This window comes from Dokdonella fugitiva, from assembly GCF_014138265.1.
Lineage (GTDB): Bacteria > Pseudomonadota > Gammaproteobacteria > Xanthomonadales > Rhodanobacteraceae > Dokdonella_A > Dokdonella_A fugitiva_A.
Genome location: NZ_JACGXL010000001.1, coordinates 1,295,317 through 1,309,858, shown reverse-complemented (window position 1 = coordinate 1,309,858; position 14,542 = coordinate 1,295,317). Strand labels below are relative to the sequence as shown.

Sequence of the window (14,542 nt, the reverse complement as noted above, 5' to 3'; positions counted from 1 at the left end):
ATCGGCGCCGCGCGGCGTTGGCAGCGCAGGAGTCGCCGGCTCTGCGGCGTCGCAGCAGGCCGTTCGATAGGCGTTCGCGATCGATTTCATCGAAACGAATCATTGGCCGCGGTCGCCGGGCGCGCATAGCGTGGCGGATGCGCCGCGCGCGTGCGCGGCGCGAACACGCTCCCCATCCACGGAGACTTCGCCATGATCCGCAAGTCGATACGGAGACAGGCCGCGGCACGCTCGCTGCTGCTCGCGCTCGCCGTTGCCGGCGTCGCGCAAGCCGAACCGGCGGGCAAGACGCCGTCGAGCTACGCACCCACGGTCGAGGAAGATTTCACCACCGTCATGCAGCGCATGAAGGGAGCGAAGGCGGCCATCGAGAAGCGGCAGGCCGCCCTGCTCGAGCAACGCTACGACCTGTCGAACCGGCCCGCCGCAGGCGTCGCGATGTCGCGCGGCAAGCCGGTGCAGGACGGCGTGCGCGTGCGCTTGCCGAACGGCACGAGCTGGGACCAGCTTGCCGCGATGAGCGCCGAGGAGATACGCGAAAAAGGCGTGTTCCCGGCCGGCTTCCTGCCATTGCCGCACCCGAACCACGCCGAGGGCGGCATGCTGTTCCCGCGGTTCCACATCGACGAGATCAAGCGGCAAGAGCAGCGCGACCTGACCCGCTTCGATCTCGACTTCGACCTGCCGGACCATTTCCTGCCGGAGTTCCCCGCGCCGATCTATCTCACCACGCGACCGGATCTCGGCGACGTCTCGCAGGGCAAGCTCGTCACGATCGAGAACTACTACGGCCTGTTCAACGGCATTCTCAACCCGAAGCAGATCGAAGGGCTGCGCCTGCTCGTCACGCCGTTCCCGCAACAGCAGTTCAACCAGACCGACGATCGCCGATCCGAGCGCCCGAGCCGCGGCGTGGTCTGCTTCGACTGCCATGCCAACGGACACACCAATGCGTCGACGCACCTCGTCGGCGACATCCGACCGCAGGAGTTCCGCCATCGCATCGACACGCCGAGCCTGCGCGGCGTCAACGTGCAGAGCCTGTTCGGCTCCCAGCGTGCGCTGAAGACGGTCGAGGACTTCACCGAGTTCGAGCAGCGCGCGGCGTACTTCGACGGCGATCCCGCGATCGCGACGAAGAAGGGCGTGAACATCCTCGAGCGTGGCAGCCAGGTGCATTTCATGGCCGAGTTCGAGGCGCTGCTGGACTTCCCGCCGGCGCCGAAGCTCGACGTGTACGGCAAGCTCGATCCGCGCAAGGCGAGCGAGGCGGAACTGCGCGGCCAGGCGATCTTCTTCGGCAAGGGCACGTGCTCGACCTGCCACGCACCGCCGTACTACACCGACGGCACGATGCACAACCTCAAGCTCGAGCGCTTCTACAAGCCGCACCTCGTCAACGGCGTGATGGCGAGCGCGGACGGCCCGATCAAGACGTTCCCGCTGCGCGGCATCAAGGACTCGCCGCCGTACCTGCACGACGATCGCCTGCTCACGCTCGACGACACGGTGGAGTTCTTCAACCTCGTGCTCGAGACGAAGCTGAGTGCGGACGAGAAGAAGGACCTCGTCGCGTTCCTGCGCGTGCTGTAGTGCGACGCACCCGCGCTCCGGCCGCGACCGGCCGGAGCGCGGACGATTCATCGGGCCGGTGCGGAATCGAAGCCGTCGGCGAAGATCAGGTCGACGACGGTCGGCGTCGCGTACGCGACGAACACGCCGCTGCCCCATTCGACCTGGTTGTTTCCCTGCGGATACACGCCGGCGACGAACGCGATGTCGCCGCGCGCGTTGATTGCGGGGTGCCCCGCGAACACCGGAGAGCTGTCGTGCTGGCCGAGCTGTGCCGTGCCGAGATCAGTCGCGACGACGTCGCCGTTGCCGACGACGCGCAGCAGGTTCGTGCCGTCGCCGAGGTAGATCGCCTGGCCTTGCGCATCGCGGGCGCGGAAGGCGACCCAGCCCGCGCCGTTGATCGCGGGCGGAAACGAATCGAGTTCGAGGATGGTGCCGGCGGGATCGACGGCGGCGATCTCGGTCGTGGTTTCGCCGTCGCTGCGCAGCACGACGCGCCGGTTGTCGGCCGCGCGCGTCGCGACTACCGCGATCGTGCCGTCGTCGGTGAGCGCGAGGCTGTTGTCGAACTTCGAATACGGCGACGCCGCGTCGGTCGCCTGGTTCTTCAGCAGGACCCGTGATGTCCCGTCGCTCGCGAACGTGCGGATCTCGACGGCCGTGAACTGGTCGGCCGAGGTCGCGACCTTCGCCGCGATCGTGCCCGTCGCGTTGAACGAAGGCGTGTAGAGGTAGGTATACGGGCTGCCCGGCGCGACCGCCGCGTCGCCGACATAGATCGTCGTCGAACCGCCGAGCCGTGCCGCGTAGGCGCGGCCGCTGGAGAAGCTCGCCTGGAAGCCGATGTCGCCGCTCGCGTTCACGCACGGCGACTGGTAGGAGTTCGGGATCACGGGCAGCGTGTTCACCGCGGCGGCGCTGCCGGCGGTCGCGTCGTACCGGAACAGGCTGTTGCCGACGCCCGTGTCGGAGATCGTGAATGCGATATCGCCCGCGTCGTTCAAGCAGGCTTCGTTGTCGATCGAGGCGTCGATGTCGCCGACGTAGACGAGTCCGCCGGCACCGTGCGCACCGAGCCAGACACCGGGGCGCGACAGGCCCGGATCGCCGGCGTCGGGCACGACCTGCACGCGGAACGCGACCTGCGCGCTCGCGTTGATCGATGCACTGATGCTGTTGAACGACGAGCCGGGCGGCAGGTTCCAGCCCTCGTCGTTGACGAGCAGGTTGCTGCGCGCCTGCAGTTCGACGGTTTCGTAGGCGGGTAACGCCGCCCGCAGGCTCGGTGCGGCGAACAGCGCCGCGATCGCGAGATGGTACGCCTTCATCGTGGATGACCCCCAGGTCGATGCGCCGGTGCTTGGCGCGTTCCCGACCATAGCGGATCGAAGACGAAGAATCCGTTAGGAGAAAAACCGGGTCAGCTGGACTTTCGCGTCGCAGGGCTTCCGGCAACATTGCCTGATGCCGCGAAGGTCCAACTGACCCCGGCTTTCCCGGGAGGCCTCGACGAGCCGCAACGAAGCAGCTGTTCGTGGGAAGTGCGGCCATGGATGGCCGCTCTGGTCCCCACTCGGCCCGGGCGCGACTATCGTCGCGCCGCTTCGTCAGGCAGCGATCATGGACGATCGCAAAAGAAAACCCTTACCAGATCTTCACCTGCGTGTCCGCGCCACGCACCATCGCGTCGCCGGCCTTGCACGAATACGCCTGCGCGAACGCGGGCATGTTCGACGGCGCGCCGATCGCGCGGTATTTCGCCGGCGCGTGCGGGTCGGCGTTGAGCAGCACTTCCTGGCGCTTGGGCAGGATGCTGCCGCGCCAGACGCGCGCGAAGTTGAGGAAGAAGCGCTGGTCCGGCGTGTAGCCGTCGATCTTCTTCGCCGCCTCGGCCGGGTTCTGCTTGAGCGCCATCTGCAGCGCGTCGTAGGCAACGTTGAGGCCGCCGAGGTCGGCGATGTTCTCGCCAAGCGTGAGCTGGCCGTTGACGTGCTTGCCCGGCAGCGGCTCGTACGCGTTGAACTGCGCGACGAGCTTGGCGGTGCGCGCGTCGAACTTCTCGCGGTCTTCCTTCGTCCACCAGTTGGCGTTGTTGCCTTGCGCGTCGAACTGGCTGCCTTCGTCGTCGTAGCCGTGCGTCGCTTCATGGCCGATCACCGCGCCGATGCCGCCGTAGTTGATCGCGTCGTCGGCGTTGGCGTCGAAGAACGGCGGCTGCAGGATCGCGGCCGGGAAGTTGATCGTGTTGTCGGTCGGGTTGTAGTACGCGTTGACCGTCTGCGGCGTCATGCCCCACTCGAGGCGGTCGGTCGGCTTGCCGGCCTTGGCCATCTCGTAGTCGTAGTTGAACTTGCTCGCGGCGAGCACGTTCGCGTAGTAGTCGTCCGACTTCACCTCGAGGCCGGACCATTCGCGCCACTTGTCCGGATAGCCGATCTTCGGCAGGAAGGTCGACCACTTCTCGATCGCCTTCTGCTTGGTCGCGTCGCTCATCCAGTCGAGCTTCTCGATGCGCGCCTTCAGCGCGGCGCTCACGTTGTTGACGAGTTCGAGCGCGCGCTTCTTCGATTCCGGCGGGAACGTCTTGTCGACGTAGAGCTGGCCGAGCGCCATGCCCATCGATTCATTGACCGTCGACAGCACGCGCTTCCAGCGCGGCTCCTGCTCCTTCTGGCCATTCAGCGTCTTGTTGTAGAACGTGAAGTTCTCTTCCGCGAACGGCTTGGACAGGTACGGCGAGGCGGAGTCGATCGCGTGGAAGCGCAGGTAGGTGCGCCACTCGTCGGCCGGCACGTCGACGACCATCTTGTCGACTTCGGCGAAGAAGCCCGGCTGCGACAGCGAGAAGCCGCCCTGGATGTCGGCGTGCTGCGCGGCGAAGAACTTCGTCCACGAGAAATTCGGGTTCGCCTTGTCGGCATCGGCGAGCGTGACGAAATGGTACTGGTTCTCCGGCTTGCGCAGCTCGACCGGCACCAGCGAGGCCTTGGCCAGGCGCGTCTCGAACGCGAGCACCTGCTCGGCCGACTTCTTCGCCGAATCCGCCTTGTCGCCGGCGAGTTCGAGCACCTTGGCGACGTGCGCCTGGTAGGCGGTGCGCAGTTCCGCGTAGTCGGGCTTGGAGTAGTACTCCGAGGTCGGCAGGCCGATGCCGCCTTGCGCGACGTAGGCGATCTGCATCTTCGAATTCTTGAAGTCCGGCGACGTGTAGATCTGGAACAGGCCGTTCTGGCCGCGCGACGAGGCGTCGTTGATGTACGCGGCGATGTCGGCCGGCGTCTTCAGCGCGTCGATCTTGGCGATCTCGGGCTTGACCGGCGCGAGGCCGGCCTTCTCGATCGCGCCGTCGGCCATGCCGGAGCGGTAGAACCAGCCGATCTTCTGCTGGATCGAGCCGGCGGCGGCCTTGTTCGCGCCGAGCGCGGCCGCTTCGACGATGCCGCGCTGCGTCTGCAGGCTGTGCTCGCGCAGCTGGTCGAACGCGCCCCAGCGCGTGCGGTCGGCCGGGATCGGGTTCGCCGCGACCCACTTCGCGTTGACGAAGCCGTTGAAGTCCGCGCACGGGGCGATCTTCGCGTCGAGTTCATTGACGTCGAACGCGGGCGTCGTCGATGCGGCGATCGCGGTGGTCGACAGCGCGGCGAAGATCGCCGTCGCGAGGGTTCTGTTCGGCAGCTTGTGCATGTTTCGTTCTCCAAGGACATTCGTCACCGCGGCGCCGGCCGCGGCGTGTGTTCACCAGATGTCGACGCGGTGCGCGGCGTCGCGAACCATCGGATTGCCGGCCTTGCACGCGAACGCTTGCGCGAACGAGGCCATATTGCTGACCGGCCCGTTGGTGCGGTACTTGGCCGGCGCGTGTTCGTTCGACTGCACCTGCAGGCGCAGCGCTTCGGGGCGCTGTTGCGTGCGCCACGCCTGCGCGAACGCGAGGAAGAAGCGCTGCGCACCGGACTGGCCGTCGCGCGTCGCGTCCGCCTTGCCGTCGTCGGTGAGCTTCCACGCGTCCCAGGCGACCTCGAGGCCGCCGAGGTCGGCGATGTTCTCGCCGAGCGTGAGCTTGCCGTTGACGTGCAGGTCGTCGATCGGAACGTAGGCGGCGAACTGCTCGACGAGCTTGCCGGTGCGCGCGACGAAGCGCTCGCGGTCCTGCTTCGTCCACCAGTCGCGCAGGTTGCCCTGGGCGTCGAATTGGCTGCCTTCGTCGTCGTAGCCGTGCAGCATCTCGTGGCCGATGACCGAGCCGATGCCGCCGTAGTTCACCGCGTCGTCCATCTGCGCGTCGAAGTACGGCGGCAGCAGCTGCGCGGCCGGGAACACGATCTCGTTCTGCTGCGGGTCGTAGTACGCGTTGACCGTCTGCGGCAGCATGCCCCATTCGCTGCGGTCGACCGGCTTGTCGATCTTCGCGGCGAGGCGCTTCGCCTCGAATGCGGCGGCCGCGCGCACGTTGGCGAAATGATCGCCGCGCTGGACCGCCAGCGCGGAGTAGTCGCGCCAGGTGTCGGGATAGCCGACCTTCGGTACGAGCGTGTCGAGCTTGGCGTAGGCGGCCTTCTTGGTCTCCTCGCCCATCCAGTCGAGCTTCGCGATGCGTGCGCGCAACGCGACGGACAGGTTCTTCACGAGCGTCTGCGCACGCTGCTTCGCTTCCGGCGGGAACACCTTGGCGACGTAGGCCTCGCCGACGGCGAAGCCGAGCGCGTCGTTGGTCGCGTCGATCGCACGCTTCCAGCGCGGCTTGAGTTCCTGCGTGCCGCGCAGGGTGCGGCCGTGGAAGTCGAAGTCGGCTTCGACGAAAGCCTTGCTCAGCGACGGCGCGGCGAAGTCGACGAGGTGCCAGCGCAGATAGGCCTGCCAGTGCGACAGCGGCGCCTTTGCGAGCGCACCGTCCATCGCCGCGAAGAACTTCGGATGCGGCAGCGAAAAGCGCGTGACGTCGGCGCGGCCGAGTTCCTTGTAGAACGCGGTCCAGGAGAAGTGCGGCGTCTGCGCGTCGGCCTGCGCGAGCGTGGCGATGCGGTAGTAGCTCTGCGGGTCGCGCATCGCGACGCGATCGAGCGAGGCGCGCGCGAGCGTCGTCTCGAGGTCGACGATCCAGCCGGCTTCCTGCTCCGCGTTCGCGTCGCCGACCAGCGCGAGCATGCGCGCGACGTGCACGCGGTACTTGCCGAGCAGTTCCTTCGACTTCGCGTCGGTGCGCGTGTAGTAGTCGCGGTCGGGCAGGCCGAGGCCACCCTGGATCGCGTAGCCGATCTCGCGGGTCGCGTCCTTCATGTCGGATTGCGGACCGAAGTCGAACAGCACCGGGATGCCCTGCGCGTGCCAGCCGCGCACGAGTGCGGCGACGTCGGCGCCGTTCTTCAGCGCGGCGATGCGCTCGAGGTCGGCCTTGATCGGCGTGTAGCCCGCCTTCTCCGCCGCGGCTTCGTCCATCGCCGAGGCGTAGAAGTCGCCGACCTTCTGCGTCGTGCTGCCGGCGGCGCCGGGATGCGCGGCCGCGTCTTCGAGCACGCCGCGCAGCAGCGCGAGGTTGCGCTCGCGCAGCTCGTCGTCGAGGCTCCACTGGCTGTATTCGGCGGGAATCGGGTTCGATGCGAGCCAGCCGCCGTTCGCGTGCTGGAAGAAGTCGTCGCACGCGGGCGTCGCCGCGTCGACGTTCTGCGCGTCGAGGCCGCGCTCGTTGGTGTGCGCGTGCGCGCCGGCGACCAGCCCCAGCGAAAGGGCGGCGGCCAGCACGCGGGTCCTGCATGCAGGCATGCGTCGCTCCGGTACGGGGTGGGCGGTGAGCCTAGGGCGGCACCGCGGGGTGGCCTAGTGTCGAAGGTCACTGCGGTTCGCGGCGCGCACTTTACAATGGTTTACGCACATCCGGGGCCGGAGCGGCCCCGGGGCACCCCGGGTTCGTTGGCGGCCGCGCGATCCCTGCTCACGCCGGCCGCCGCACGCGGAACCAGATCGCGTAGAGCGCGGGCAGGTAGAGCAGGGTCAGCACGGTCGCGACCGTGATGCCGCCCATGAGCGCGGTCGCCATCGGCCCGAAGAAGTTGCTGCGCAGCAACGGGATCAGCGCGAGCACGGCCGCTGCGGCCGTCAGGGTGATCGGCCGGAAGCGGCGCACGACCGCGCGCTGGATCGCCTCGTAGGCGGAATGACCTTCGCCGATGTCCTGCTCGATCTGGTCGATGAGGATCACCGAGTTGCGCATGATGATGCCGAACATCGCGATCGTGCCGAGCATCGCCACGAAGCCGAACGGTTGGCCGAACAGCAGCAGCGAACCGACCACGCCGATCAGGCCGAGCGGCGCGGTGAGCACGACCATCAGCGTGCGCGAGAAGCTGCGCAGCTGCAGCATGAGCAGGGTCAGCACGGCGAGCAGCATGACCGGCATCTGTGCGTTGATCGACGCCTGTGCCTTGGCGCTGTTTTCGACCGAGCCGCCGACCTCGACGCGATAGCCGATCGGCAGCTTCGCGCGCAGTCCGCCGAGTTTAGCGTCGACGCTGTGGGTGACGTCGATGCCGAGGCGGCCCGGCGCGGTGTCCGAGCGCACGGTGATCGTCGGCTGGCGGTCGCGTTCCCAGATCACGCCGTAATCCATGCGGTAGTCGATGCGCGCGAGCTGGGTCAGCGGCACCGGCGGCCCGGCGGGCGTGGCGATCGCGAGGTCGCCGAGGCGTTCGGCATCGACGCGCTGCGCCTGCGGCCAGCGCAGGTCGATTTCGATGAGCTTGTCGCGTTCACGGTATTGCGTCACCGCCTGGCCGCTCAGCGCGAGGTCGACCGCGGCGGCGACGTCCTGCGAGGTGAGGCCGAGCACGCGCGCCTTGTCCTGGTCGATCTCGAGGCGGATCGAGCGCGTCGACGGTTCGTCCCAGTCGAATTGCACGTTGGCGGTGCCGGGGTCGGCGCGCATCACGCGCTCGACGTCCTCGGCGATCGCGCGCACCTTGCCGATATCGTCGCCGGAGACGCGGAACTGCACCGGGAAACCGACCGGCGGCCCGTTCTCGAGCGCGCTCACGCGCCCGCTGACGTCGGGGAAGCGCTCGGCGAGCGCGTGTTGCACGACGTCGGCGAGGCGCTTGCGTGCCTCGACGTCGCGTGCGGTCGCGACGATCTGCGCGAAGTTCGCGCGCGGCAACTGCTGGTCGAGCGGCAGGTAGAATCGCGGCGCGCCGGCACCGACGTAGCTGACGTAGTGGTCGACGTCGCGGTTGCCGGCGAGCTCATGCTCCATGCGTTCGGTCACCGCGCGCGTCGCCGCGATCGACGCGCCTTCGCCGAGGCGCAGGTCGATCAGCAACTCGGTGCGGTCGGAACTCGGGAAGAACTGCTGCGGCACGAGCGCGAACGCGCCGATCGAGACGAGCCACAGCACGAGCGTCGCCGCGAGCACGCGCCAGCGATGATCGACGCACCAGGCGATGAGCGCACCGAAGCGGCGGTAGAACGCGCGATCGTACGGGTCGCTGCCGTGCGACGACTCGACGGCACGGCGGCGCAGCACGCGCGTGCGCAGCCAGGTCGCGAAGCGGCTCGGTGGGTGGTGTGCCTCGGGCAGCATCGCGTGGCCGAGCACCGGGATCACCACCACCGCGGCGATCCACGACGCGATCAGCGCGATCGCCGAGACCTGGAAGATCGAACGCGTGTACTCGCCCGTGCCCGACTTGGCGAGCGCGATCGGCAGGAAGCCGGCGACCGTGACGAGCGTGCCCGTGAGCATCGGGAACGCGGTGCTGGTGTAGGCGAAGCTCGCCGCGCGCGTGCGGTCCCAGCCTTCTTCGAGCTTCACCGCCATCATCTCGATCGCGATGATCGCGTCGTCGACGAGCAGTCCGAGCGCGAGGATCAGCGTGCCGAGCGAAACCTTGTGCAGGCCGATGCCGAACCACCACATGCACAGCGCCGTCGCGGCGAGCACGAACGGGATCGTGATCGCAACGACCATGCCGGTGCGGAAGCCGAGGCTCGCGAGGCTCACGAGCAGCACGATCAGCACCGCTTCCGCGACCGCCTCGAGGAAGTCGTCGAGCGAATGCGTGACCGCATCGGGCATGCTGCTGTATTCGGCCAGCGCGAGCCCGGCCGGCAGGCCGGCGCGGATGCGCGCGGTCGCCGCGTCGAGCGCGCGGCCGAGTTCGACCACGTCGCCGCCGGCCTGCATCGTCACGCCGATCGCGAGTGCGGGGCGGCCGTCGTGGCGCACCTGTTCGACCGGCGGGTCGACGTAGCCGCGACGCACCTGGGCGAGGTCGCCGAGGCGGAACAGCTTGTCATTGATGCGCAGGCTGGTCTCGCGCAGGCTGTCGATGTCGCCGAACTGCCCGCTCGGTCGCACGTAGACGCGATCGACACCGGTGTCGACGAAGCCGCCCGGCGCGACGGCGTTCTGCGCCGCGATCGCCTGGCCGAGCTGCGCGGGCGTGATGCCGAGCGTGGCGAGGCGCGCGTTGTCGATCTCGATCGTGATGCGCTGCTCCTGGTCGCCGAAGTAGTCGACCTTGCCGACGCCGGGCACGCGCAGCAGCTCCGCGCGGATCGTGTCGGCGTAGTCGCGCAGCTCGGCCGGGCCGGAGCCGTCGCCCTCGAGCGCGTAGATGTTGGTGTAGACGTCGCCGAATTCGTCGTTGAAGAACGGGCCCTGGACGCCCTGCGGCAACTGTGCGGCGATGTCGCCGATCTTCTTGCGCACCTGGTACCAGGTCGCCGGCACGTCGGTGGACGGCGCCGAGTCCTTGATCGAGAACATCACGACCGATTCGCCCGGGCGCGAGTAGCTGTTGACGAAGTCGACGTTCGGCGTCTCCTGCAGCTTGCGCGCGATGCGGTCGCTCACCTGTTCCTGCACCTGGCGCGCGGTCGCGCCAGGCCACGCGGTCTGGATCACCATGACCTTGAACGTGAACGGCGGATCTTCCGAACGACCGAGGTGGAGGTAGCCGTACAGCCCGAGCAGGACGGTGACCGCCATGAGGTAGACGACGAGCGTGCGCTGGCGCAGCGCCCATGCGGAGAGGTTGAAGCCGCTCATCGTTCGGCGACCGTCGGCTGGAACGGCAGCTCGACGATGCGCACCGCGTCGCCCTCGTGCAGCGTGTGCACGCCGCGCGTGACGACGCGATCGCCGGCGGCGATGCCTGCGGTGATCGCGACGCCGTCGTCGAGGTAGCGCGCGACCTCGACCTTGCGCAGCGCGAGGCGGTCGTGCGCGTCGACGATCCACACGGCCGGCTGCGCGTCCTGGTGGAACAGCGCACTCGCGGGCAGCACGACCGCGGCGCCGTTGCCGCTGGAAGTCACCGCGACGTCGGCGCTCATCTGCAGCTGCACGTCGGCGCCCGCGTCGGCGATCGCGACCTTGGCGAGGAAGGTGCGGCTCTGCGGGTCGGCCGCGGCCGACAGCTCGCGCAGCGTGCCGGTGTAACGGCGGCCCGGTTGCGCCCACAGCGTGACGTCGAGCGCGGCCGCGTCGCGCAGCGCGCCGACGCGGCTCTCGGGTACCGCGATGTGCACTTCGCGCTCGTCCGACCAGGCGAGGCCGAACACGCGCTGCCCGGCGGCGACGACCTGGCCGGCTTCCGCATCCTGGGTCGTGATGATGCCGTCGTGTTCGGCCGCGAGCGTCGCGTAGCGCACCTGGTTTTCGCGCACGCCGAGTTGCTGGCGCGCCTGCTGCAACGCTGCTTCGGCCGCCTTGAGCGTGTCGTTGGCCTGGTCGAGCTGCGCCTGGCTCACGAGCGCTCGGTCGCGCAACGCGGCGATGCGGTCGCGCTGCAGGCGCGCGACGTCGCGCTGACTCGTCGCGGCGGTCACCGCGGCCTGCGCGCCGGCGGCGTTCATCGTCGCGTCGCTCGGGTCGAGCGTGGCGAGCACCTGGCCGGCCTTTACGCGATCGCCGATGCCGACCGCGCGATGGCTGATCTTGCCGTCGATGCGGAAGGCGATCGGCGCCTCGTAGCGCGCGTGTACCTCGCCGCTGTAGCGCTCGATCCGGTCGCGACCGCCCGCGACGACGGTTTGCGCGATGACCGGACGGACCGCCGGAGCTGCCGCGGTTTCCGCGCCCGAACGGCTGCAGGCCGCGAGCAGGGCTGCGGAGAAAACGGCCGTCGCGACGACGGCGCTGCGGATCAGAGTGGGGAGCACGGCGTTCATGGCGAGCCTTTTGCGTACCGTTGAGTATAGATACGATACCATATCGGAATACGTATTTGTATTTCAATACCGTTTCGTATCCGGATTCATGGGCTCGTGATATGCTGCGGGTATGACGCGTAAACGGTTGAATCGAGAGGAAAGTCAGGCGCAGACACGGCAGGCGCTGCTGGCTGCCGCGGCGAAAGTCATCGCCAAGCACGGCTTCGGCGGCACGAGCGTCGAGGACATCGCGAAGGAGGCCGGCTACACGCGCGGCGCGTTCTACTCGAACTTCGAGGGCAAGGACGACCTGTTCATCGAGCTCTTGCGCGACGACCACGGCGAGATGCTCGAGACGTTCCGCGAAGTCTTCCGCAGCACCGTCGACATCGACGATCTCGCCGGTCGCCTGCGCATGTTCTACGGCCAGGTGTTCCGCAACAGCGACCACTGCCTGCTATGGATGGAGGCGCGCCTGCACGCGGTGCGCCATGCTGCGTTCCGCGCGCGCCTGAGCAAGCTCATCGAGGAGAACTACGCGCACATCACCGGCTTCGTCGAGCGCTACTGCGAACTCACCGGCGAAGCGCCGCCGATCCCGGCGCGCGAACTCGCGATCGGCCTGTGCTCGCTCGCCGAGTCGATCAAGTTCGCGCACATCGTCGATCCGCTGCAGGTCGACGACGGCGTCGCCAACCGCGTGCTCGAACTGTTCTTCGGTTCGGTCATGCAACTGGATGGGTGATGGTCCTGCTCGTTCGCTCGCGTGAAGGGCGAAAGCACGAAGGAAGGCGAAAGTAGGGAGAGCTTGAAACACGGAGCACGCGGAGAAGGCGGGACAAGGAAGAGCTTTCCTGCTTGAAAGCTTTCCCTCCGTGTGCGCCGCGTGCTCCGTGTTTCAATCTTCAAGTCTCTTCTGCTTGCTCTTCCTTCGTGTTTCGGGCTTCGCTTTGGATCCCGCCCGGCGTCAGCGACCGGCGCGGGCGCGAGCGAGGGCGGCCGCGTCGAGGCGGACGATCGGGTAGAGGCCGACGTGCTGCGTCGCGTACCACGGCGAGCGCTCGTAGAAGAACGCGAGTCGCGCTTCGGCTGATTTCGCGAACGCGGGATCGGCGAGGCGCTCCTCGAACGCCTTCTGCAGGGCCGGGTCCTTTGCGAGCATCTCGCGCGCAAGGCGTTCGGACACGCGCGCGTCGGCGTATTCCTTCTGCTCGAACACGCCGTCGAGCAGGCCCCACGCGAGCAGCGAATCGGAGGCGCGCGGTTCCAGCAGGTTGACCGCGACGTTCGCGGCGGGCTGGTCGAGCGGCACGAGCACGGCCCCCGCGGCGAAGTCGGCCTCGGCGCGCTCGCCCGCGAGCGTGAAGTCCTTGAGCAGGTGGCGGCCCTCGAACGGCGCGTCGGCCCAGTGCGGCGCGCCGAGGCGGTAGCGTTCGACCGCGAGATGCAGCGGCGTCGCCACGCGCTCGGTGCGCAAGTGGTGCACGCGCAGTTTGTCGAGGACGACGGTCCAGCCGGCGGGCACGAGGTAGGCGGCCGGCAGCGACACCGACTGCGTCGCGACGAGGTCGCGATAGAACGGCACGGTGTACGTCTTCGGCGTCTTCGGGTCGTAGCGCACCCAGGTGTCGCCCGATATCGCGCTCGCCTCCTGCCGGAATGCGTAGCCCTCGAGCTTGAACGGCACCGACTGCTTGCTCGTTTCGTAGGCGATCGCGAGCGTCGCGTCGGCACGCTGCGCGCGCGCGACCGTGTCGGCGTCGGCCTGCGCGATCGCCTTGCGCAGCGCGGCGCCGTCGCGGTTCACTTGTTCGAGCGTCGCGACGACGAAGTCGTAGGTCGCGCGCACGCGCGTCTCGTACGTCTTCAGCATGTGCGTTTCGACGAGCAGCGCGGCGCGGTTGCGCAGCGAGACGTAGCCGGTCGAGTAACGCGGCCCCGAACCGAAGTTGCCGATACCCTTGGTGATGTCGCGGTGGTCGACGAGGTCGAGGTACGGCGACGACCGGTGGCCCTTGCGGTCGAACGCGGGCAGGATCGCGCGCTCGAACGCGTCGTGCTGCCACTGCTGCACGGCCGGGTGCAGCGGTCCCCACTGTTCGGTGTACCAGGTGAGGTCGTACGGGTAGTCGGTGCCGTCGGTCGTGTGGATGTCGAGGAACAGGTCGGGCAGCCACGCGTCGTACATCGCGAGCCAGTCGCGCATCTCGGGCGCATCGGCCTTCATGTAGTCGCGGTTGAGGTTGAGGTTCTGCGCGGTCGCGCGGAAGCCCATCTCGTCCGGACCGAGCTGGTTGATGCGGTTGTACGGCCCCGAGTTCTCGTGGCCGTCGACGTTGAAGATCGGCAGCCAGACGAGGATCGCGTGGTCGAGCAGGTGCGGCTGCTTCGCCGCGACGCTCACGTCGCGCAGCAGCATGAGCGCGGCGTCCTTGCCTTCGATCTCGCCGGCATGGATGCCCGATTGCACCATCACGATCGCCTTGCCCGACGCGCGCGCGGCTTCCGGCGTGAATTCGCCGTCCTTCGCGGCGACGACGAGCATGAGGTCGCGACCCTCGGGCGACACGCCGAAGCGCGTCAGGCGGATCGTCTCCGGCGCGGCGGTGGCGAGCCGTTCGAGGTAGTCGTGCGTGCGCGCGTACGACGGGGTCGTGCGGAAATGCGCGCCTTCCGCCGGCGTGGTCCAGTCGTCCTTCGGTGCCGCGGCGGCGCAACCCGCGCCTGACAGCACGGCGAACAGGATGCAGCGGGCGACGATCATGCGGATTCTCGCGTCGGAACGATCGCCCGATGGTAGTGCATCGCCGTCCGCGCGGAC

Annotated in this window: 8 protein-coding genes; 2 read left to right on the top strand and 6 right to left on the bottom strand. The window is 68.4% G+C overall.

Going from position 1 to position 14,542, the window contains the following annotated elements; all coding sequences use genetic code 11:
* Positions 1-192: 192 nt before the first annotated feature.
* Positions 193-1,593 carry a cytochrome B6 gene (locus FHW12_RS05970; protein WP_182530029.1) on the top strand — a complete coding sequence of 467 codons (1,401 nt, stop codon included), beginning with the start codon at positions 193-195 and terminating at the stop codon, positions 1,591-1,593.
* Between the two features lie 47 nt (positions 1,594-1,640).
* Here FHW12_RS05970 and FHW12_RS05965 read toward each other — a convergent pair whose 3' ends face one another.
* The 5 genes from FHW12_RS05965 to FHW12_RS05945 form a co-directional block, all read right to left on the bottom strand.
* On the bottom strand, positions 1,641-2,903 hold the full coding sequence (locus FHW12_RS05965; RefSeq protein WP_182530028.1) for a choice-of-anchor tandem repeat NxxGxxAF-containing protein: 1,263 nt from the start codon (positions 2,901-2,903) through the stop codon (positions 1,641-1,643).
* A gap of 316 nt (positions 2,904-3,219) precedes the next feature.
* Positions 3,220-5,259 (bottom strand): M13 family metallopeptidase, encoded by a 2,040-nt coding sequence (locus FHW12_RS05960; RefSeq protein ID WP_182530027.1) that lies wholly within the window; start codon positions 5,257-5,259, stop codon positions 3,220-3,222.
* A 51-nt stretch (positions 5,260-5,310) separates the two neighbouring features.
* A complete protein-coding gene (locus FHW12_RS05955) occupies positions 5,311-7,335 on the bottom strand; it encodes a M13 family metallopeptidase (RefSeq protein ID WP_182530026.1) in 2,025 nt (674 codons plus the stop codon).
* A gap of 169 nt (positions 7,336-7,504) precedes the next feature.
* Positions 7,505-10,615 carry an efflux RND transporter permease subunit gene (locus FHW12_RS05950; protein WP_182530025.1) on the bottom strand — a complete coding sequence of 1,037 codons (3,111 nt, stop codon included), beginning with the start codon at positions 10,613-10,615 and terminating at the stop codon, positions 7,505-7,507.
* Entirely contained in the window at positions 10,612-11,739 is a 1,128-nt protein-coding gene (locus tag FHW12_RS05945; RefSeq protein WP_182530024.1) for an efflux RND transporter periplasmic adaptor subunit, read from the bottom strand. The genes FHW12_RS05950 and FHW12_RS05945 overlap by 4 nt, the downstream gene beginning before the upstream one ends.
* Positions 11,740-11,866: 127 nt before the next feature.
* Between FHW12_RS05945 and FHW12_RS05940 the strand changes: the two genes are divergently transcribed.
* On the top strand, positions 11,867-12,466 hold the full coding sequence (locus FHW12_RS05940) for a TetR/AcrR family transcriptional regulator (protein ID WP_182530023.1): 600 nt from the start codon (positions 11,867-11,869) through the stop codon (positions 12,464-12,466).
* A gap of 222 nt (positions 12,467-12,688) precedes the next feature.
* Here FHW12_RS05940 and FHW12_RS05935 read toward each other — a convergent pair whose 3' ends face one another.
* Positions 12,689-14,485 (bottom strand): M14 family metallopeptidase, encoded by a 1,797-nt coding sequence (locus FHW12_RS05935; RefSeq protein WP_182530022.1) that lies wholly within the window; start codon positions 14,483-14,485, stop codon positions 12,689-12,691.
* Between the last annotated feature and the right edge of the window lie 57 nt (positions 14,486-14,542).